At 42.0% G+C, this 21,389-nt stretch carries 22 protein-coding genes and 1 riboswitch; of the genes, 14 read left to right on the forward strand and 8 right to left on the reverse strand.

The genetic code is table 11. The annotated features are described in order from the left end of the window. Positions 1–35: 35 nt before the first annotated feature. Positions 36–3,119, reverse strand: a complete 3,084-nt coding sequence (locus ACLOAU_RS21195) for a SusC/RagA family TonB-linked outer membrane protein (protein WP_427863903.1) — start codon at positions 3,117–3,119, stop codon at positions 36–38. A gap of 289 nt (positions 3,120–3,408) precedes the next feature. Between ACLOAU_RS21195 and ACLOAU_RS21200 the strand changes: the two genes are divergently transcribed. Genes ACLOAU_RS21200 through ACLOAU_RS21215 form a run of 4 tightly spaced genes read left to right on the forward strand, consistent with a single transcriptional unit; the run spans position 3,409 to position 7,379 of the window. Further along, positions 3,409–4,776 carry a sensor histidine kinase gene (locus ACLOAU_RS21200; protein ID WP_427863904.1) on the forward strand — a complete coding sequence of 456 codons (1,368 nt, stop codon included), beginning with the start codon at positions 3,409–3,411 and terminating at the stop codon, positions 4,774–4,776. 32 nt (positions 4,777–4,808) lie between these two features. Then, positions 4,809–5,513 (forward strand): response regulator transcription factor, encoded by a 705-nt coding sequence (locus tag ACLOAU_RS21205; protein WP_427863905.1) that lies wholly within the window; start codon positions 4,809–4,811, stop codon positions 5,511–5,513. Positions 5,514–5,537: 24 nt separating this feature from the next. After that, a complete protein-coding gene (locus ACLOAU_RS21210; RefSeq protein WP_427863906.1) occupies positions 5,538–6,041 on the forward strand; it encodes a gluconokinase in 504 nt (167 codons plus the stop codon). Between the two features lie 15 nt (positions 6,042–6,056). Next, positions 6,057–7,379: a gluconate:H+ symporter gene (locus ACLOAU_RS21215; protein ID WP_427863907.1), complete on the forward strand. Its 1,323-nt coding sequence runs from the start codon at positions 6,057–6,059 to the stop codon at positions 7,377–7,379. Here the strand turns inward: ACLOAU_RS21215 and ACLOAU_RS21220 are convergent. The 6 genes from ACLOAU_RS21220 to ACLOAU_RS21245 all read right to left on the reverse strand — a co-directional run bounded on the left by ACLOAU_RS21220 (position 7,376) and on the right by ACLOAU_RS21245 (position 10,570). After that, complete coding sequence (locus ACLOAU_RS21220) at positions 7,376–8,137, reverse strand: oxygenase MpaB family protein (protein ID WP_427863908.1); 762 nt, start codon at positions 8,135–8,137, stop codon at positions 7,376–7,378. The genes ACLOAU_RS21215 and ACLOAU_RS21220 overlap by 4 nt on opposite strands. Before the next feature lie 177 nt (positions 8,138–8,314). Next, entirely contained in the window at positions 8,315–8,701 is a 387-nt protein-coding gene (locus ACLOAU_RS21225) for a barstar family protein (protein WP_427863909.1), read from the reverse strand. Positions 8,702–8,784: 83 nt separating this feature from the next. Beyond that, a complete protein-coding gene (locus ACLOAU_RS21230; RefSeq protein WP_427863910.1) occupies positions 8,785–9,144 on the reverse strand; it encodes a rhodanese-like domain-containing protein in 360 nt (119 codons plus the stop codon). A 1-nt stretch (position 9,145) separates the two neighbouring features. After that, positions 9,146–9,454 (reverse strand): DUF3817 domain-containing protein, encoded by a 309-nt coding sequence (locus ACLOAU_RS21235; protein WP_427863911.1) that lies wholly within the window; start codon positions 9,452–9,454, stop codon positions 9,146–9,148. A gap of 1 nt (position 9,455) precedes the next feature. Beyond that, positions 9,456–9,914 (reverse strand): hypothetical protein, encoded by a 459-nt coding sequence (locus tag ACLOAU_RS21240; protein ID WP_427863912.1) that lies wholly within the window; start codon positions 9,912–9,914, stop codon positions 9,456–9,458. A 62-nt stretch (positions 9,915–9,976) separates the two neighbouring features. After that, positions 9,977–10,570, reverse strand: coding sequence for a TetR/AcrR family transcriptional regulator (locus tag ACLOAU_RS21245; RefSeq protein ID WP_427863913.1), 594 nt, complete (start codon positions 10,568–10,570; stop codon positions 9,977–9,979). 138 nt (positions 10,571–10,708) lie between these two features. On the opposite strand from ACLOAU_RS21245, the gene ACLOAU_RS21250 reads away from it, so the two are divergent. The 5 genes from ACLOAU_RS21250 (at position 10,709) to ACLOAU_RS21270 (ending at position 15,073) form a co-directional block, all read left to right on the forward strand. Further along, entirely contained in the window at positions 10,709–11,458 is a 750-nt protein-coding gene (locus ACLOAU_RS21250) for a DUF1349 domain-containing protein (protein WP_427863914.1), read from the forward strand. A gap of 262 nt (positions 11,459–11,720) precedes the next feature. Beyond that, positions 11,721–12,131, forward strand: a complete 411-nt coding sequence (locus ACLOAU_RS21255; protein ID WP_427863915.1) for a hypothetical protein — start codon at positions 11,721–11,723, stop codon at positions 12,129–12,131. Positions 12,132–12,175: 44 nt separating this feature from the next. Further along, complete coding sequence (locus ACLOAU_RS21260) at positions 12,176–13,591, forward strand: aminotransferase-like domain-containing protein (RefSeq protein ID WP_427863916.1); 1,416 nt, start codon at positions 12,176–12,178, stop codon at positions 13,589–13,591. A 92-nt stretch (positions 13,592–13,683) separates the two neighbouring features. Continuing rightward, a complete protein-coding gene (locus tag ACLOAU_RS21265; protein ID WP_427863917.1) occupies positions 13,684–14,595 on the forward strand; it encodes an EamA family transporter in 912 nt (303 codons plus the stop codon). 265 nt (positions 14,596–14,860) lie between these two features. Next, positions 14,861–15,073 (forward strand): hypothetical protein, encoded by a 213-nt coding sequence (locus tag ACLOAU_RS21270; protein WP_427863918.1) that lies wholly within the window; start codon positions 14,861–14,863, stop codon positions 15,071–15,073. A gap of 60 nt (positions 15,074–15,133) precedes the next feature. On the opposite strand, the gene ACLOAU_RS21275 is transcribed toward ACLOAU_RS21270, so the two are convergent. Continuing rightward, complete coding sequence (locus tag ACLOAU_RS21275) at positions 15,134–15,511, reverse strand: response regulator transcription factor (protein WP_427863919.1); 378 nt, start codon at positions 15,509–15,511, stop codon at positions 15,134–15,136. Positions 15,512–16,122: 611 nt separating this feature from the next. Then, positions 16,123–16,317: riboswitch (cobalamin riboswitch) on the forward strand. 121 nt (positions 16,318–16,438) lie between these two features. On the opposite strand from ACLOAU_RS21275, the gene metE reads away from it, so the two are divergent. The 5 genes from metE to ACLOAU_RS21300 all read left to right on the forward strand — a co-directional run bounded on the left by metE (position 16,439) and on the right by ACLOAU_RS21300 (position 21,240). Further along, positions 16,439–18,745, forward strand: a complete 2,307-nt coding sequence (metE, locus tag ACLOAU_RS21280; RefSeq protein WP_427863920.1) for a 5-methyltetrahydropteroyltriglutamate--homocysteine S-methyltransferase — start codon at positions 16,439–16,441, stop codon at positions 18,743–18,745. Between the two features lie 116 nt (positions 18,746–18,861). Then, positions 18,862–19,476, forward strand: coding sequence for an SCO family protein (locus ACLOAU_RS21285; RefSeq protein WP_427863921.1), 615 nt, complete (start codon positions 18,862–18,864; stop codon positions 19,474–19,476). Between the two features lie 16 nt (positions 19,477–19,492). Next, positions 19,493–19,870 carry a hypothetical protein gene (locus ACLOAU_RS21290; RefSeq protein ID WP_427863922.1) on the forward strand — a complete coding sequence of 126 codons (378 nt, stop codon included), beginning with the start codon at positions 19,493–19,495 and terminating at the stop codon, positions 19,868–19,870. Positions 19,871–19,907: 37 nt separating this feature from the next. Then, positions 19,908–20,768 (forward strand): helix-turn-helix domain-containing protein, encoded by an 861-nt coding sequence (locus ACLOAU_RS21295; protein ID WP_427863923.1) that lies wholly within the window; start codon positions 19,908–19,910, stop codon positions 20,766–20,768. Between the two features lie 106 nt (positions 20,769–20,874). Then, positions 20,875–21,240 carry a hypothetical protein gene (locus ACLOAU_RS21300; RefSeq protein ID WP_427863924.1) on the forward strand — a complete coding sequence of 122 codons (366 nt, stop codon included), beginning with the start codon at positions 20,875–20,877 and terminating at the stop codon, positions 21,238–21,240. Positions 21,241–21,389 lie beyond the last annotated feature (149 nt).

Raw genomic sequence — 21,389 nt, forward strand, 5'->3', positions numbered from 1 at the left:
ATCATTTTAAACCAAATAATGGTTAAGAAAAATTATTAGAAGTTGGCCTGTATACCTAATGATACAGTTCTGATATTCGGATAAGATGAACCGTTATTAGAATTAATTTCAGGATCCCATAGTTTGAATTTGCTCCAGTAAAACAGGTTTACACCCTGCGCATAAATTCTTGCATTCTTTAAGCCCAGGTTGCTCAAAGATCCTTTGGGTAGGTTATATCCTAAATCGAAAGTTTTTAAGCGGATGAAGTCCATATCCTTTACCCACCAGCTGCTTGCTACAGCATTATTTTGATTGACTACAGATCCCCAGCCCAGTCTTGGGTACATGGCGTTCTGGTTAGGATTTTCAGGCGTCCATCGATCTGTTGCTACCATAAATAAGTTGCTTCTTTCGGCACCGGTACTATTGTTGAAAGGAATTAAACCATCGCCGCTCAACATCCTGTCGGCACCTGAAGTGCCCTGGAAGAATGCCCCTATATAAAACTGTTTCCAGCTTACATTAAAGCTGCCGCCCCAAATGATACGGGGTACATCACCATTTCCTATACGGGTTATATCATTGGCGTCAATAATACCGTCGCCGTTCAGATCTTTATATTTGATATCTCCCGGGCGTACGGCGCCGGTTCTTTGCAAGGGGCTATTTTGAATGTCATTCTGATCTTCAAATAAGCCAATGGCTACATAACCATATCTTGATAATGTGTTCTGACCTCTTCTTTCCATATAGGGAAATGGTTGCACCGGTTGATCGTTTTCAATTACCAGGTCGCGGTTATAAGTTAGGTTCGCCCTGAAATCCCAGTAGGTTTTGCCGATGGCAATAGGAGTCGTTTCAATGGTGAAATCCAGTCCTTTGTTAGTCATCCTACCCAGGTTCCCGTATGGTACACTAATTAAACCTACATAGTCCATCAGTACACCACGCTGCAGGAAAATACCCGTGCGGTTATCGCTAAACAGGTCTACTGTAGCTGAAATTTTATTGTCAAGGGTTTTAATTTCTATACCCAGGTTTTGTTTATTCATTTCAGACCAACGTACCATACTTCCATATTCCGAGATAGCGGTACCACCAAAACCAAGTGTAGTAGATCCGTATCCGAAAGTATAACCACTCGCACTTCCGTTAACAATATCCAGGAAGCCAAAACGGCGGCCGCCGGAGCCAGATCCAACAATACCGTTAGAGTAACGAAGCTTCAAAAACTGGATCGCATCGCGAAGCGGTTCAAAGAATTTTTCGTTTGAGATTACATAACCTACACCTACTGAAGGGAAGAATCCAAAGCGATTCTCGGGAGCGAAGTTTTCTGATCCGTTATAACCAAAGTTGAATTCTCCAAAATATTTATTATCGTAAGCATAGGTGGCACGTCCTACAAGACCCTGTAAACGATAGGGGATAGATTCAATGAGCGTAGCTGCATTGGAGCTGATTTCTTCCCTTTGATTATAAAGGAGCATACCCGTTACTCCATGCTTTCCAAATTGATTTGTATAGTTAAGAGCTCCTTCAAGATAGTTTTTCCGGTTGGCTCCGCTACCAGTTCCGTAACCAAGGTCATCCGAACCATTTTGTACAATAGTTAAATTGAGTGAGCCGTCTTCTTTATAAGGGTTGCCGCGGTCGATCTGGTAAGCACTTCTGTTACGTGTACGCGATATAGAGTGGGAGTTCCATACATCGAAAGAGTAAAGTACAGTTGCTGACAATCCTTTTAATAAGCTGCCCAGGTCTTGTGTAAGCCTTGCATTAGAATATAATTGATTGCTTGCTGTGTTCACATAGCCTCTTTGCGTAACTAAGCCGTAAGGGTTGGGTTGTGCATCGGTTGACTGGTTGACAGCAGGTAATAAATTGCCAGGATACATTACAGGGTATAAAACCGGGTTGGTTTGCATTACCCTGGAGAAGGCATCCTGTGGGCTGGTACCCGGCATGTTTGTATTGGTAACGTAACCCTGTACCCCTAATTCAAATTTGGTGGTCTTCGTCCAGTTCATGTTTACATTGGACGTAAAGTTGATTCTCCTGAATTTAGCATCTGCATTATAATTGGCTAATTCATCTAGCTTCAATAAGCTATTCTCTTCATAATAAGAAAGCCCTACATAGTAATTGGCAACGTCTGATCCGCCACGTGCATTGAAGTTGGCCCTCCTGTTGTAAGAGGACTTCTGGAAAATAGTTTTCATCCAGTCTACATTGGGGTATAAATAGGGCTGATTGCCTGCTGCTGTACTATCAATATAGGCCTGCGAATATTCAGGAGTACGGCCACTTGCCACCAGTGCTTCATTACGCAGTTGCATATAAGTTATCCCGTCTGTTAATTCAGGCAACTTGGTAAAAGTATTAAAACCCTGGTTGTAGTTAAATGTTAACGAAGGCTTTGCTGATCTTCCTTTTTTAGTAGTAATAAGAATTACTCCATTCGCTCCGGCAACACCGTAAACAGCAGTAGCCGATGCGTCTTTCAGAATAGAGAAAGATGAAATGTCTTCAGGGTCAAAAGCATTGATATCACGGCCAATTACACCGTCAACAACAACTAGAGGTGAAGTTGAGTTGCCGCCACCAAAGTTAGAAATACCCCTTATCCATAAATCGGCTCCGTTAGAGCCAGGCAATCCCGAACGCTGAACACCGATCAAGCCTGCTATGCGTCCGGCTAAAGCGGCACTGAGGTTGGCAACCGGTTGTTTAAGGTCTTCTACATTTACGGTGGATTGAGCACCAACCGTACTGATCTTTTTCTGCTGTCCAAATCCTACTACTACTACATCTTCCATACTTCCCGATGCCGCTTCCATTACGATCTGTATATCTATCCTGTCTGAAAACTTCCATCGGTAATCTTTGTACCCTATAAAGGTTGCTGCCAGGCTATCTCCTTTAAAGGCCCGGATAGCAAAAGCGCCTGTTTCATTAGTGGTAACTGCCTGGTTCGATCTTAAGTTCTCGATCGATACACCAATCATCGGGGCATTGAGTGGGTCTTTAACTGTTCCGGTAATTGTTATTTCCTGTTGTGCCTTCAATTCCGGTAATACCAGGAGATTGAACAAAAACAGGAAAGCACACACTTTCAGCAGTGTTTGTTTAGTCATCGTTTTTACTAGTTTAATCGTATGTTAGAAAATAGTTTACGTATCTTATGGAGGCAATCGTGTCAATTTGAAGCTAAGGGCCTTCTGCTTTTCTCATTTTTTTGACTGGTTGAAAGTATTTAAGGTTTCTATAACATCTTAATAACAAAAGCCCAACAAATTGTTAACACATCTTTAATATTGCGCATTAATTGTTTTGTATTGGTAGCTTTATAGCTATTTATTGTACATGTCATCTTCTATATTTAACATAAGGTTTATAGCAATTACCAGTTTTATAATACTCGCTGTGGTTCAGTATTTTCTGGTATATAATACATATGAATTAAAAAACGACAAGTTCTTTTTGGCAGAAGCTGCGCAGATTAAGGGTGATTACAGTAACGCCATTCGTAATGACAAGGTATTCCCGGGTGGGCAGGCAATCATCGACAGTTTTTTAAACAGGAATATGAGCGAATTCGAACGTCTTTACAAATCTGATCAGAAACAGTTTAATGTTTTCAGTCAATTGGTGATTGATAGTATCGCCGTTAGTTTAAGAGCCAATAGCAATATCGATAGTTTGATTGAGGCCATTATAAAGCAAAACAACCTCGAGACCGACCTGATATGGCTTTCTACGGTTGATCATATAAGTGTAACATTTAATGGTCTGCAATATGTTACGCTTTACGATAAGTCTAAACAATATGAAGGTTTAGATAGCGCCTTTCAGAATAAAGGGATTGTTGTTGGTGGTTCGTTGCAAAATACGGGTCCTTCCAATCTTGTTTCAAATATTACGATCAGTACGCCTACCGCTTATTCCAATCGTATCGGTTTTTCTTTGTATACCGATACTCCTCATCGCACACACGCTATTATAGCACGTATGTTACCTACCTTTCTATTGTCGCTTTTTTCAATTCTTTCATTGGCTACAATATTTTATATAACATTCCGGAATTGGTCTAAACAAAAAAAGCTGGCGGAAATGAAGTCTGATTTTGTAAATAGTATCAATCATGAGTTTCAAACACCTTTGTCTGCTATCATTGTAGCCAATAAAACACTGGAAAAATACCAGGTAAAAGAAAATAATGAAATGGTGACTTCGTTGACCGGCGTGATTAGCCGGCAGGCCGAAAGATTAAGTGACCTGTTTCGCCAGGTAATGGATATTACTATGATGAATGAATCTACTTTACAGAAAGAACCGGTTGTTATAGAGGAGCTTCTGAAAGAGGTGATAGATGATTACATGATACAGGCTGATAACAGTAAGGTGCAGATCAGTTTTAAGGAAGCGGATGCGCAGCCACACACGGTTTTGCTGGATAGGTTTTGGGTAACCACTATGTTTGTAAATCTCATAGAAAATGGCATCAAATACAATACAAGTGCTACTAAACGCATCAGTATCTTTACAACTGAGAGCGAAAAAGCGCTTACTGTTCATATAGTAGATAATGGGGTTGGGATACCTGCCAGGGAATTCAAGAATATTTTTGATAAGTTTTACAGAACTACTAAGTCGATAGAAAATAAGGCAGTAAAGGGGCTGGGCTTAGGGCTTTATTATACCAAACAATGTATAGAAGCACATCGCTGGCAGCTGCATGTTGATACAGTTGAAAAATCAGGAACAGATTTTAGTATCGTCATTCCTCTTTAAAATGATCGGTTGTTATTAATATATTTATTTAGATGAAGAGTAAAATTCTTTTTGTAGAAGATGAAATAGACCTGGGTAACGTAGTGAAGCAATATCTTCAGCTGATGAATTTTGAAGTAGACCTGAGAACCACAGCAGAAGAAGCTTTAGAGACTTTTAAACAAAGGTCTGAGTATTACGATCTGTTGATAACAGATATACAATTGCCGGGCATGGATGGTTTTGAGTTTGCAGGAGAGGTTAAAAAGGCCAATGAGGCTATTCCCTTTCTTTTTTTAACAGCAAGAAATGAAAAGAAAGATCGTATTGCCGGTTTGAAGTTAGGCGCAGATGACTATATCAATAAACCTTTTGATATAGATGAGCTCGTATTGAGGGTTACTAATATAATACGTAGAAACAGCAAGGGGGTAACTGCGGAAGTGGAGCATGGAAACATACTTAAAATAGGGGATATTGTTTTTCGCAAGGATGTATTTAAAATATCGGTGGGAAATGCCGGTAAAAGTATCTCCCTTACAGTAAGAGAGGCTAACCTCCTGGAATATATGTACCAGAATAAAAATACCGTGATCAAGCGTGAGGATATATTGATCCAGCTTTGGGGAGAAAATGATTATTTTTTGGGAAGGAGCCTGGATGTATTTATTTCCAGGTTACGCAAATTACTTGCTGAATCAAAAAAAGTGAAGATTGAAAATGTTTATGGAGTGGGATTTATTTTTAGTGTGAAGTAGTATTTGTAGTTGTAATATCAGGTTATGATAGCTCAGATCCTTATAATAATGGGTGTTTCCGGAAGTGGTAAAACTTCTGTGGGTAAGTCTATAGCCAAAGAACAAAAACGTATTTTTATGGACGGAGATGATCTGCATCCCCGGGCCAATATTAATAAGATGAGCCAGGGAATACCGCTAACGGACGAAGACCGGCAGGGATGGTTGGATACTATTGTAGCTGAAGCGAAAACAATAGTAAAGAGAGGAGAGACTGGTATTATCGCCTGTTCAGCCTTGAAGCGTCAATACCGCGACCGCCTCCGGTCAGGCATCAGTTCGATCAATTTTTTGTATCTTAAAGCTTCTTACGAAAAAGTATCGCAACAGTTAGCAGCAAGACAAGGACATTTCATGCCGGTGAGTTTATTAAGAAGCCAGTTCGATTTGCTGCAGGAGCCGGATGAAGGAGAGGCGGATGTGACTACTGTTGAAGTACAGGATAACCTGGAAGCGACAATAGCTATAGCTTTGAAGGCGCTGGTTTGATAAATATATGATTGCATGTCTCCAATAATCTTACTCATCCTGGGAATGGCTTTGCTGCTACTCCTGATTGCCGGTGCCAGGCTTAATGCGTTTCTGGCATTATTCATTACAGCATTATTTATTGGCTTAACCAATGGAATGGAGCCCGCTGCCTGTATCGCCGCTATGTCAAAGGGTGTGGGCGATATACTCGGGTCTGTAATTGCTGTATTGGGTTTTGGCGTCATGTTGGGCAGCATTTTAACTGAGACCGGCGCTACCCGGCAAATCAGCAACCGGTTGCTACAGGCATTCGGCAGTCGTAAGTCCAAGCTGGCTGTATGTATTACCAGTTTTAGTGTGGGGTTAGCTCTTTTTTACAATGCAGGTTTTGTGGTGTTGATCCCGCTTGTTTTTACCATAGCATTGGATACCAAAACTTCATTGATCTATCTCGCTATAGCCATGGCAGCACCTCTTTCAGTCACCCATGGGTTTCTGCCACCACATCCGGGGCCTACAGCTATTGCCAGTATTTTTAAGGCTGATATCGGGTTAACACTTTTATACGGTTTATGTATATCGGTTCCTGTTTTATTACTGGCTGGTTTGTGGTTCCCTGAATGGGTAAAAAGGATTACGACAAAGCCCCCGGCAGGCATATTTACGCAGCAAACAGGGGAAGCCGCTACAGCGCCGGGTTTCGGCGTCAGTTTGTTCATTGCGCTGGTTCCCGTTATTTTGCTGGCGGTATCCACGCTGTTGCTGCAAGTGTATAAACCCTCCGAAGGATCATTACGACAATTCCTGTTGTTTATTGGAGATCCGGGCATGTCGCTGCTGGTAGCGGTATTACTGGCTATTCTTTTTTTAGGTGCTTTTAGAGGCGTTAAAGTGAGCAGGCTAATGGAGCGGTCGGGAAACGCTGTTAGTGCTATTGCCGCCATTATATTAATTACTGCTGCCGGCGGGGCGCTTAAACAGGTACTGATTGAGAGCGGAACAGCCGAAGCGATCACCGGCTATTTTAAAGACAGCACATTGCCTCCTCTTTTGCTGGGATGGATGGTTGCTACGGTGCTGCGAATTGCTATAGGATCGGCAACAGTGGCCGGTCTTACTGCTGCAGGTATTGTGCAGCCGTTGGTAGTAGCCATGCATGTTAATCCCCAGCTGATGGTGCTGTCTATAGGTGCCGGTAGTTTGATGTGTTCGCATGTCAATGATACCGGTTTCTGGATGTTTAAAGAATACCTGGGACTCAGCCTGAAAGATACCTTCAAAAGCTGGACCCTGATGGAATCTGTTATCGGGTTAGCTGGTTTGGGGGGTGTGTTGTTGCTGGATCTTTTTATTTAAGGATGTATATTAAGTGCGTTGATCTGGTCTTTGTAGTCGGAAGGTAGCAACAGGTGCCTGAGCAGCCAGTCCATTTTCATTACACGACTTACTTTATAAAGAGGTACTGCCGGCGTTAAAAGAGAAAAGTTCTTGAAGTTGAGCAATTGCTTAACCTGGTTGGGAACGACTAATTTTTGACCTTCCAGCAATACTTTAAATCGCATAGCGCCCAGGTGTTTTTTATATTGAACAAAAAGATCTTCGGTATAATCACTTTTTTGAAGATCTTCTGATAAATGGGCTTCCCGTACCGGCAACCATTCCGCATAAGAAACTGGTAAGTCTTTTAGCCCCATTCGAATACCCACGCGATAAAATACATCATATACTTCATCCTTCTCGGTATCATTTAAATGTTGTTCTAACAGCTCATGCGCGGCGATCGAGTAATAAATCAGCATAAAAAGTACATCCCGGTAGGCCCAGTCAGGAATTGAGTAACCGCGTTTTGCCTCCACGCCCCGGTGTATTTGGGTAATCACGTCGATAGCTTTAAAAGCTGCATCTTTCGGTGCAAAAACAATCTCCCGGGCATAACGCACCGTGGAGAAAAGGCGTCCGATCGGATCGGCAGGTAATTTGCCGGTAAAGTATAACCAGTCTACCGATTTATTTAAGGCAAACTCTGCAGCAGCGCCCGCAAAAATAAACAGGATGGTGTCGCTCTTTCCCCAGATAGTGCGTACTACAGATCCTTCTTTTACGAAATAGTCCATCAGGTCAGATTTACAATACACTAAGTTAGAGTAAAGTTGTAGATACCGGCATAATCTTTAGATGCTAGATTGAGTAGCTACTTAAATTAGTCAGCTCAATTGAAGCCCATGTGAATCAAAATGCTCTATGAGCAGTAATATGGTTTTGCCTTGCTCCATAGTGTAAGCTGTTCCTGTTTAAAGTAGTACCAGCTCTATATGACGATGCGAATGAAATATCTCTACAATGATGTCGAACAAAGTCGCACCATTTCCCGAATTTAGCGCTTCCAGTTGCTGAGTAGCCCAGTTGGTATTGTAGGGCTGGCCCTGGTCAATCTTATGCTGATAAAAATTGCGGGTAGCCTGCAAGCCCAGATCGCTCTTGCTTTTTGCGGAATGCTCCCATACCAGTTTCACCTGCTCTTTGCCGAAGCCACTATATAATATATCATTGAAGGCATCAAGATTGTGAGCTGGTTTCCAGTCTTCATATAAGTCCATCATACTGTAGATGACAGTGTAAAATCCATCCAGATCATGAAAATCCAGTCCATTTAATGTAATTGGCGAACTTGTATCCATACCAGCTATATTGTTTTTAGAAAGCTAATTTAGTGCGAAAAGGTCGACCCAAAACCAATTGCTTATCAGTTAAAGCATGATCGTTAATGCGGTGTCATCAATTTCTCCAGGTCCTCACGTGCTCCGCCGTTGTAAACCTGTTTAAAACCCTTTTCCCTGAGCAAGTTGGCCGCTTTTACGCTTCTTAATCCATGCGAACAATAAGTGATATAGGTTTTCAGCGGATCCAGTTCTTTATAGCGTTCCCGTATAGTGCCTAGTGATATGTTTACAGCTCCGTCTATATGCCCCGCGGCATATTCTTTTTCGGTTCTTACATCCAGTATCAGGGCTCCTTCTAAAATTTTTGATTGTAATTCTTTGGAAAGATGCGCTGACCTGTATACGCGATACCCGGCATATATAAGGGCACTGACCAGAGCCATCAGCAATGCTGTTTTCATATCATGGATTAATGGGTTTCAGGATTTTTTTGTCGATATAAAAGGTTCCGAAAGGTATGATACAGGCGAGTAGCACCTTCCAGGTGGTAGTGGCAAACTTCCATTGCTGCTCAATTCCCACACTAAGCGTATTGATAATAAAAAGCACAAACAAAGCGCCATGAATGGGGCCGAGGGTTTGAACTGCCAGGGGGTAATTAAAGCAGTATTTAAGTGGCATGGCAACAAAGATCAGTACTAAAAGAGAAATGCCTTCGAGAAAGCCGATAATGCGCAGCCTGCCGGTTTTGGTTTTAAATAACTGTGTCATATTATCTGATATAGGGCCTGTTGGCTAGTGGAGAAAAAGGCCAGGGTATGGCTATGAAGATAAGGATCAGTGCAACCAGGTACCAGGTGAAGATCGTTTTGAAAGCGGCCTGGTCCTGCAGCTGTCTTTTGGCTTTTGCCGATCCGATAGTAATAAGAATAATCGATACAAGCATAAGTGCGGGGTGTATCAGGCTGAAAAAAGTCAGCTCTTTCGATGCGGTAACCTTGCCCGCCGGTGACCAGAAGTGTTGTACTAACGGACTTTTAAAATAGAGCACCATGCCAATCATTAGCTGGATATGAGCAAGGGTGGCCGTCCAATGGCGGATAGCATTATCTGTTTTGCTGAATGCCAGCCTTAATGTATACCCGAGGAAGGCCCGGTAAATACTGTAAACCAGGCTCACTAATACCAACCATCGGAAAATAGAATGTAAAAATAGTAGTACTGAATACATCGCTTTTTGTTGAGCGATGCAAAAATATAAAAAACATACTAATTGGTATGTTTTTTATTGAGCTAAATTTTCTGAAGGGTATTGAGGTAGTTTTTTAGCTCTTTTAAATAGGAGGTATAATAGCTCTTATTACCCAGCTTTCCCAGGTTTCGTATGCCCCAGTACCCGGATACCACAAACAAGGTTACCTGTTTGCTGTTTACATCTTTGCTTATAAAGCCCAGTTTTTTTCCTCTTTCCAAAGCCTTGGTCATTACCTGCATCCACTGTTCGGTGAGCTCATTTAATACCAGGCTGAAGCTGGTATTCCAGGGCGTCATTTCGTGCGTGAAGTTAGCGGCCGGGCATCCATATTCAGGCTTTAAAAATTTGTCTCTCGTTAGCAGGTGGCGCATGAGGTTATAAATGGCTGGTATTGGATTTTCATCGCGCTCCAATGGAGATATAAAGCTGTTGTTAAGTGTAGGCTTTAATATTTCCTCAATAATGGCGATCCCCATTTCATCCTTATTTTTAAAATGATAGAAGAAGGCCCCCTTAGTTACTTGGGTCGTGGCAATGATCTCATCAATACTGGTGGCCTGATAGCCCCTTGCATAAATCAACTCAAATGCCTTTTGTAATATATTCAGTCTTGTAGCTGCTGCCTTTTTCATAAAAAGTACTGATTAGTAGGTTGCAAAGGACGTGAAATTTTGGCTTACAATGATGTTTTGACAAATCAATCTTACTCATTGACGGGCCTTTGTACTACATTTGAAACGAAACTGATTTAAAAAACTCTACAACTGATCATGAAAAAAATATTGACCCCGCTGCCTGTAGGTGCATTGTTATTGCTGTTGGCCTGTCAAAGCCAGGAAAATACCCCGCAACCTGTCGAAACTTCAATTGCTGAGGTAAAGACCACCGTTGATACAGCACTTACTACTGTTGATATCAAAATGGGTGATACCCGCTTTGATAAATCATTGAATGATGCCGCTAATTTAATTAGTGTAGATAGCTCCGGGCAAGTCACATTCAGGGTGGGAGCTAAAAAAGATTTTTTCTCCGATCCTGATGGTAAGTTGTCCAATAATTCTGCGCCCATCTTATTGTCATCCGTTGATAATACGAAGCCATTTACGATAACAGCGAGGGTAACACCTCAATTCACGCCTAATGGAATGTATAACGCGGGTGTACTGTATATATATAGCAGCAACGACCTGTATCAGAAATTTTGTTTTGAACAGGACGAAAGCGGCGACCACCGGGTAGTTTCCGTAAGAACGGTTGGCACTTCGGATGATAACAACCACGATCTGGTTCAACAGAAATATGTGTACATGAAAATATCATCCGATACGAAGACGGTGGGTAGTTATTATTCGCTGGATAATAAAAAATGGAAGCTGGCCCGGTTGTATAAAAATGAATATCCTTCCAATATTTTCTTAGGCATCAGCGCGCAATGCCCGGTAGATACCGGAACGGTGAGTTATTTTAATGACGTAAATATTGAACTTAAAAGTGTAAAGGATTTTCGTTTGGGGATTTAGCCGTTAAAGGTTAAAAGAATTTGTTCTTTCAACCAATAGGCTGAAACCTGGTTACTGCTTATGGAGGTTTTTTGTTGAAAGTATGTTAGCACTAAAACAGATACCCATTGGATGAAAGGCAGGGATGTTGCTGTTTAGCAGAAGATCAGCTCTAAACAACGGTTCGATCTGGGCTATAGCGGTATGTTTCATAAATCTGTATCCATAAATTTACATCATTCTGTATCTGTATCTGCTTGAAACTGCGACGTAGCTTTGCTTTATGAAAGAAGCAACTACTACACCAACCACCTCAAGCCAGGTGTATTTCAGCCTGGTGCAGGTTTCAGATCTTAGCGTTATCAGGGAGCTTTACAGAAAACGACAGCAGTCCATGCAGGCACCGGCGGGAAGTTCTCCCGCAAGAGACTTGCTGACAGCGGATTTTGGCTGTCCGCTTTATATTGCCAGAAGTCAGGAGAAAGTGATAGGATATTCTTATGTATGTATCAGCGAATCAGGTGAAATTTTATTTGATGCGGTTATTGATAGCGCGTATACGGGGCTGCAATGGGAGCATCAGTTGATAGCGTTAAGTAAAAAGCTATATCAAGGCAATACATTGTTTGCAAATCCTAAAAAACAAAAGGAAGCCAATGACCGCCTGGTTAACTGGCTCAATGGCTGTTTGTAGTTAATTTGTAATTTAAAGTTGAATTGTACCACAATAGTTACAGAATGGCCAGAAATACATTATACCTTAAGATTGCAAAAATTATTGAAGAACAGATTCTGTCGGATACCTTGAGGATAGGAGACAGGCTACCTTCGTTACGGTCCATTCAAACACTTTATAATGTAAGCCTCAATACGGCTACAAAGGCATTTGTAGAGCTGGAAAGCAGATCTCTGATCGAATCCCGCCCCAGGTCGGGTTATTTTGTTAGTAAAACGTCTAAAAGGAAGCTTTCATTGCCTTCTGTCAGCAAACCAAAATTTTCGGGGAAGGAGAAAAACCCGGAAGACCTGTTCAATAAGGTGTTTGACACGCTCCGCTATAAGGACATCCGGCAGTTTTCTTTGGGTATTCCTGATCAAAGTTTACTGCCCATTGCCAAATTGAATAAGAGCGTAATAAAAATGACCCGTAGCATGGAAGGGTGTGGGACCGTTATAGAGCCGGTTCAGGGAAGCATTAATCTCAGGAGAAATATAGCTAAATGGTCGATGGTATTGGAAGGCAAAATATCTGAAGATGACCTGGTGACAACGGCGGGAACTATGAGTGCAGTTTTTTACTGTTTACGCGCTGTTACCCAACCCGGAGATTATATAGCCACAGAAAGTCCAACTTATTTCGGTATACTTCGACTGGCTCAATCAATGGGCTTAAATATTATTGAGCTTCCAACGCATCCTGTAACAGGTATTGATATAGCTGCGCTGGAGAAAGTGATACATAAAATAAAAGCCTGTTGCCTGGTCAATAATTTCAGTAATCCTTTGGGCAGCCTGATGCCTGATGAAAATAAGAAGCAGTTGGTGAAGTTGCTGACGCATCACCAGGTACCGCTGATTGAAGATGACCTGTTTGGGAACCTGTATTTTGGAGAAAGCCGGCCCAAACCCTGTAAAGCTTTTGACGAGGAAGGGATAGTCATGTGGTGCGGAGGGGTTTCGAAAACACTAGCGCCCGGATACAGGGTAAGCTGGGTAGCTCCTGGTAAATTTAAAGAGCACATTATCATGCAGAAGTTGTTGCAAACAGTATCTATGCCCTCTCTTTACCAGGAAGTGATTGCCGATTTCCTGGAATTTGGAAGATACGATCATCATCTCCGTATGATCCGTCATACCCTGCATACCAATTGCCTGCGCTTTCAAAGAGCAATAGAAGAGTACTTCCCTGCAAATACAAGGATCTCGCAACCACAGGGTGGTTTTTTTCTCTGGCTGGAGCTTGATCCGCGTATTGATACAGCCGGGTTATTTGATACTGCAATCAGGCAAAAATTAAGTTTTGCGCCCGGAAGAATGTTTACCCAACGCAATCAGTTTAATAATTGTATGCGTTTGAATTTTGCCCTGCAATGGGACGACCGGCTGGAGTTTGACCTGAAACGTTTGGGCAAAATCGTTAAACAGGCTTTGTAAATCTGTATCCATAAAAATATTCAAAACTGTATCTGTATTTATATCGACAGGTTTCGGAAATTTGCCGGCTACAATAGAGTAATATATCGGATATGGGGAATGCATTGAACTTATCGGCCAAGCATCTTTTTTTGGCGCTTTTTACAGTGTTGATCTGGGGACTTAATTTTATCGCTATTTATTATGGCTTAAAGGGATTCCCTCCTTTATTGTTATGTGCGATTCGATTTGGCCTGGCGGCATTTCCCTGGGTGTTTCTGCTTCCCCGTCCCAAAGCTCCTCTGAAGTATATTATAGGGTATGGTATTTTTACCTTCGTCATGCAATTCGGACTGTTATTTAGTGGTATCCAAATGGGGCTTTCAACGGGCCTGGCTTCCCTGGTGCTGCAGGTGCAGGTGTTTTTTTCTATGGGTCTTGCGGCATTCTTTTTTGCGGACAGGCCGGGTATGTGGAAAATAGGTGGCTCGCTTATATCGTTCGTTGGTATTGGTATTGTTGCTTTTCATATGGGTGACAGCTCTTCATTTGTGGGGCTTATATTAACGATACTGGCCGCTCTTTCCTGGTCGGCCGGCAATATGTTTTCTAAAAAAGTAGATGCTGAATCGCCACTTTCGCTTGTTGTTTGGGGCAACCTGGTGGCTTTCCCTTTTATGATGCTCCTTTCGTTTTTTATTGAGGGGCCCGAACGCATGGTTAGTGCTCTTCAAAATATATCACTGCCGACTGTTTTAGCCATCCTTTATATTGTTTATTTATCCACTCATGTTGGCTATGGTCTATGGGGATTTTTGCTTAACTCCTACGCAACCGCAGCAGTAGTGCCGTTTACACTTTTGATACCGGTTATCGGATTTTTAAGTGCTGCTGTTGTGCTCAATGAACCGCTTCCTTTCTGGAAGATAGGGGCATCTGTATTCGTAATGGTGGGTTTGGTTTTCAATCTGCTTGAGAAATACATACTTGCCACTTTCAAGCGATTGAGGTTAAAGATAAGGTAGGTCGGTGGAGGCATACCCTACGGGGCCTTACGACCAACTTACTTCATGACCTGTAGGTTTCATCATTAATCACCTGGCGAACTAAAAGGAGCATTGAGCCCTGATAGCTTCTGTGGAACATTTTATATGATGTAATGAGGAAAATAGACGGCGAAGAAACCAGGCTGGCCGAAAAATGCGGCAAGATCGTGGAGGAGTATATAGATACGTAAGGAGTGCGGTTGCAGCCATAGTTGCTATATTTTTAATACCCAGCAAATAGCTTATGAATTCGAAATTAACTTATGAGCAGGTAGTACAGCTGCTTGCGAAATCAGAATCTGATGAGTTTATTCAGCAGGTAATTATCTTGCTGGCTTTTACCCATGAAATAATCGATCAGGAAGCGTTAAATAAACAGGATTTTGTTTTTACGCTATTTGATGAAGGCCATATTTTAATTACAGATATTATAAGCAGGGAGCCGGATCGGACCTGATTTAGAAAAGCCGGTAAAACCAGCTTTATGGATGATTTTTACCTGAGGGGGTAAGATATGTTAATGGCCGGCGCCACATGCCTTAAGCACAGTAGCAGTGAGCTGCAGTAAATCAAAGGGTTTGATCAGTAAATACTCCGCACCTTCCTTTAATACCTTATCGCCTATAGCTCCGTTAGCGGTCATATAAATGACGGGTATCTTGTTAAGCTCATTGTGTTGTTTCAGTAAACGCAATACCTCAAGTCCGCCATGCGGCAAAATAGAATTGTCGAGCAAAATAGCCGACGGTGCAGAACGTTGAAGCTGATCGACAAAGTCTCCGCTATTAGCGAAAGCATGAATGTCGATGTCCTGTTCCTTTAATATTAACGCACATGCGTTCAGCATGGCCCTGTCTGAATCAAAAACAGCCAGCGTATAATTTTTTCCTTGCATAGAGTCTTCGGGACGCAAATGTATAGAGTTAGATTGATAATGGGAAAAGCTAAACAACTGCAGGGCATCTGTTAAATTTTAAAAGAAAATTTTATGTATTACGGGTTATGGGAGTTTGCAATGAACAACTAAAGTCAACATGTAAAAACAGTAAAGATCCAAACATGGGATTGTTTTTAGTAATATGCTGATTACAATTTGGTTAAACAGGCCTTTACAGGGATATTATTTCAGGAGCCCATTATAGCAGTTGAGCTCTTTTATTTAACAACAATAGAAAACGAAACGGAACCTGTGTGAAAACTGATTTGCGCATACGTTTGCACAAAATTTATTTCAACACTATTATTGATGCCCGAAGATGTAAGTGGATACAGTGTGTTCAGAGCGGTACCGGTACATTTATATAACAATAATGGTCACCTGGCATGGAGGCATATTATTCTTTGGGATCAGTATCCTTTTAAAGCACTAAATCCTGTAACATATTTGATCTATTTTGTTATTTTATTCTACTTATCTTATTATTTTTAGTGTTATATACTAATTTATTTTATTTATGTAGCATTTTAATCTGCATGGAATAGATTTGCTTTAAGTATCTAATTATTGATACATCCGCTAAACAAGGTTACCGATGTAAATCAGCATTAATAGGGAACCGTGTGTAAATCACGGGCTGTCGCGCAACTGTAAGTAATGAAAAAAGTTCCGGTCTGGTATGTCCACTGTGTTGCTAAGGGCGGCATGGGAAGGATGACCGGGATATTACAAGCCAGGAGACCTGCCTTGTTTAGTAAGACGGGCTTTCGCATAATGGAGCCGATTGGTTCGGGAGTAATCTCTGAAGCTGCAGGACGCAGCCGGTTTGCCTGCTATGCGCCCGGGCCGTAAAAAGCATTTATTCATTTTTAAAACATTTTTTCGATGAAAACGCAAAACCTCGGCTACCCGCGTATCGGTAGTCAAAGACAGTTAAAGAAGGCCTGCGAACAGTATTGGGCAGGCGCCATTGATTTAAAAGATCTGCAGAGCACTGCTTTTAAGATCAGGGACGAAAACTGGCAAACGCAGCTTCAGGCCGGCATGGACCTGATACCCTGTAATGATTTTAGCTTCTACGACCAAGTACTGGATATGAGCCTGATGTTAGGTGTCATTCCTAAACGATATACGCCTGTTTTAACCGATGTAAAAACCAATAGTGAAATGGATTTGTATTTTGCAATGGCACGCGGTTACCAGAAAGATGGTTTAGATATTACAGCTATGGAAATGACCAAATGGCTGGATACCAACTATCATTATATCGTGCCTGAATTTGCTGCAGACCAGGAGTTTAAATTGTTCTCCCAAAAAGTTTTTGGAGAATACATGGCAGCAAAAGCATTGCTGGGTGAAAAGGCTAAACCCGTATTGATCGGACCCGTTAGTTATTTGTTACTGGGCAAGGAAAAGGAAACCGGTTTTGAAAGAATAGATCTGCTTAAAAAAATATTACCGGCGTACATAGCTGTTCTGAACCGCCTGAAACAGCTGGGAGCCAAATGGATACAGCTGGATGAACCATTTTTAACGTTGGATCTGTCGGCAAAAGAAAAAGCAGCCTTTGAGCATGCCTACCGGTATATCGCCAAAGAAACGGCAGGAATAAGGATCCTGGTAGCCACTTATTTTGAAAGCCTGTCTGATAATACACAACTCGCCGTAAACCTGCCGGTAGCTGCTTTGCATATCGACCTCGTAAGGGCTCCTGAACAGCTAGATGAAGTGCTTGCGGCCATACCTGATCATCTTATTCTTTCGCTAGGCGTGGTAGATGGGAGGAATGTTTGGAAAAACTGTTATGAAAGATCATTGTCATTTATCAATAAAGCCATTGAAAAAATAGGTAGCGATAGAATAATAATTGCCCCATCATGTTCTTTGCTGCACAGTCCTATTGACCTGGATCTGGAAACGACCATCGATCCTGAGATTAAAAACTGGATGGCTTTTGCTAAACAGAAACTAAACGAAGTAGGCGATTTGAGCCTGATCGTTGAAGGGGATGATAATTTATTACTGATCAACAAAACTGCTATCGAAAGCCGGGCGCAATCGGAGCAGGTGCACAAAAAAACAGTCAAAGAAAGGGTAGCCGCCATTCATGAATCAGATGCTACACGAAAGAGCCCGTTCCCTATTCGCCAGCAAGTACAGCGTAATCGCTTTCAACTTCCTGCGTTTCCCACTACAACCATTGGTTCCTTTCCTCAAACTGATGATATACGGCAACTGAGAGCCCGGTATAAAAAAGGAGACCTGACACTTGACCAATATGAACAGGCCATTGAAGAAGCTACTATCGAAGCAATCCGCTGGCAGGAGTCGATTGGGCTGGATGTATTAGTACACGGAGAGTTTGAGCGCAATGATATGGTGGAGTATTTCGGTGAACAACTGGATGGTTTCCTGTTTACTAAAAACGGTTGGGTGCAGAGCTACGGAAGCCGCTGTGTAAAGCCACCGGTTATTTATGGTGATATCAGTCGCCCGAGGGATATGACCGTGCGCTGGAGCAGCTTTGCCGCTGCACAAACCAATCAACTAATGAAGGGTATGTTGACAGGCCCGGTTACTATTTTACAATGGTCTTTTGTGCGCGATGATCAGCCACGCAGTGTTACTACTAACCAGATCGCGCTGGCTATTCGTGATGAGGTATTGGCGCTCGAAAAAGCGGGTCTCAGTATTATCCAGATCGATGAGGCTGCTATCCGGGAAGGTTTGCCGTTAAGGAAGGGAAAACAACCAGAGTACCTTAACTGGGCCATCAAGGCCTTTCGTATAGCTGCCAGCGGTGTAGCAGATCAAACACAGATCCATACACATATGTGCTACAGCGAGTTTAATGATATCATTGAGCATGTGGCAGCAATGGATGCCGATGTGATCACTATAGAAACCTCGCGCTCTCAAATGGAATTACTGGAGGCATTTGCTCACTTTAAATATCCTAATGAAATGGGGCCGGGCGTGTATGATATCCACTCACCAAGAGTACCGTCTGTTACTGAGATGACTGATCTGCTGATAAAGGCAGCCACTCTTTTGCCGGCGCAACATATATGGGTTAACCCGGATTGTGGTTTAAAAACGCGTAAATGGCCCGAGACTAAAAAAGCACTTGAAAATATGGTGGCTGCTGCCCATGAAGCCCGCGAAAAAATAGGGGTTGAATTTGTATCTTAAGTAATAAGGCGGCAGGCAAAAACCTGCTGCCATTTTTTTTGAGTATAACTGGTAAGGGGCTTTTACATTCCCGGGTTCACTCCTGGTGGCATTTGCATTTTAGCTATTTTTATATCATGAAACGTGTTTTTCTTTTCTATTGGGCAGTTATGGTAGCCTTATGTTCCTGTGGAAATGAGCAGGAGCGATTGCCGGTTTTAGGAGAAGCTACAATGGTCAATGGCAAGCCGGTATATCCGCGTATTGCAGATTTTGATTTCGTTAACCAGGATGGCCATCATATAACCAACGCCAGTTTTAAAGATAAAATATATATAGCCGATTTTATATTTTTATCCTGCCCTACCATTTGCCCGGTCATGACCAGGGAGCTCAAAAAAGTATACGATGCTTACCAAACAGATGATCGTGTATCATTTATATCCCATACAATAGATCCCGAGCGGGATACCATTCCCCGGCTTAAAGCTTATACAGAGACGCTGGATGTATCGGCTCCGAAATGGAATTTTGTTACCGGCAACCAGGATAGTATTATGAAGCTGGCCGAAAAATCCTATTACTCAGCTGCAAATGCCGATAGCACAGCACCGGGAGGATTGGTACACAGTGGGGGTTTTTTGCTGATCGACAAAAACAGGAATATACGTGGTGTGTACAACAGTCTGGAACCTAAGGAAACCGATCGTTTATTAGCTGATATTAAACGGTTGCTCCGGGAACAATTTTAATGTACCTTCGCCCCGTTTGAAGAAAATCATCCTCATATCATTATTGGCAGCCTTCCTGTTTCAGGCCTTAAGCGGCCTCGTGATATTGGCAGCCTTTCATTTAAACAGGGATTATATTTCAGATAACTTATGCATCAACCGGTTCGATGCTATTCCTCTTTGTAAAGGATCCTGCTATCTCGAAAAACAGCTGAGTGAAAACGAACAGCACCAGCAGGATATACCTGAATTGAAATTAAAAGAAACTTTCCTTTTTTATGATAACCGGAAAGTAGATATAGAAAAGCCTGTCAGCATCACAGATGCACACCAGGCATTTCCTGTTCCTCAGCATTCTGCTTTGTTGCAAGGCGTCCTGTCTTCCATTCTGAAACCCCCTATATTGATTGGTTAGCATTTTATAATAATAGTGTTAATCAAAAATTATTTACATGGGTTCCAAATCAGATACGATACCTGTGTATACTGTTGATGTATTTTCTACAGGTAAACCCTTCTTCTGGATGGGAGAGTGGAGGGGCATTGGGAATGCTTACCCGCACCTGGCATTGCCGCACAAACAGATGTTTTACACGCTCATTCATGTGCAGGAACCGGGTGGTCATATTATTATCGATCATGAAGTAATATACCTTACCCCATTCAATGTTATTTGTATTAAACCAGGCAGTATTGTTCAGGTAGATATAGCAGGCAGATCCAATGGTTATATGATCTGCTTTTCAGAAAGCTTCTTTTCCCTGCGATATAATAACAACGTATTACAAAGATTTGCCTTTTTGAGCAGTGAGGTTCCATCCCGGTTGAATCTCCAAACAGATTATGCAGAGAAGTGGCATTCGTTAAATACTTTAATGTTCGAAGAGTATAAAACACGGGGTAGTGAACAGGTGCTGAGATCTTATTTGAACATCATCCTGAATGAGCTGGACCGTTGCAACAATATACCTGGTGCTGCAGAACAGGTAAGTGCACGGCTGAACAAAGTGATACAGTTTGAAAAAATGGTAGAGGAACATTATTATGAATGGAAAACTCCGGCCGCCTACGCAGCACAACTATATATCACTACCAATTATTTGAACAAGCTCTGCCAGGAGTATCGCAGCAGTACAGCAGGTGAAATTATCCGGAAACGGGTTGTCATCGAAGCACAAAGATCATTACATTATACAAGTCTGTCGGTAGGCGAAATAGCCATTCAGCTGGGGTTTGAGAGCTTGTCTTATTTTGTAACTTTTTTTAAAAAGAATACAGGCGTAACACCCGAAACATTCAGGAAAAACAGGTAAAGCCCGCGGGATGGTTAGCATACCCGAAATGGCATGATTGTATAAATAGTTGTCATGATTATGTAAACAGGCTTGAAGATAGCACCCGTTAATTTTGCAAAAATCAGTGAAACCTTTTTTAGTAGCCATATTATTAATTGTATTTGCGGCCCAGTCTTTTGGAAATGTATGGCTATGGGTTGACTATAAAATTAACCTGGAGAAATACGCTAAGAACTGCGTTAATAAAGCGCGCCCGATGCTTCAGTGCAATGGAAAATGCCAGTTGGCCAAGAAGATCCGGGAAGAAGAAACCAAAAAACAACAGGATGCAGAAAAAGCTGCTCCCAAGATCGATTACAGCCTGTCTTCAAAACATTTTTTTCTTTCGGTCAATCATTTCGAAACTAAAGGTTTCCGCTATTACTATATACCCGAATCGGGTGCTGCAATAAAAATGCCTCGTTCTGTATTCCGTCCTCCCTGTAGTTGATAGGATGAGTTCCCGGTTTAAGGGACAAACGGTTCCTCGCAGCCGGTATTTATTTTTTACTGTCAGTAATTACTGCCATGGTTTTGCCATGCTGCTGTATTGCTAACAGTACTAAATATGCCTGTAAATTTTATGCCCGCAGTCAGGCA

Origin of the sequence: Paraniabella aurantiaca, assembly GCF_050309965.1 — a bacterium.
GTDB lineage: Bacteria > Bacteroidota > Bacteroidia > Chitinophagales > Chitinophagaceae > Niabella.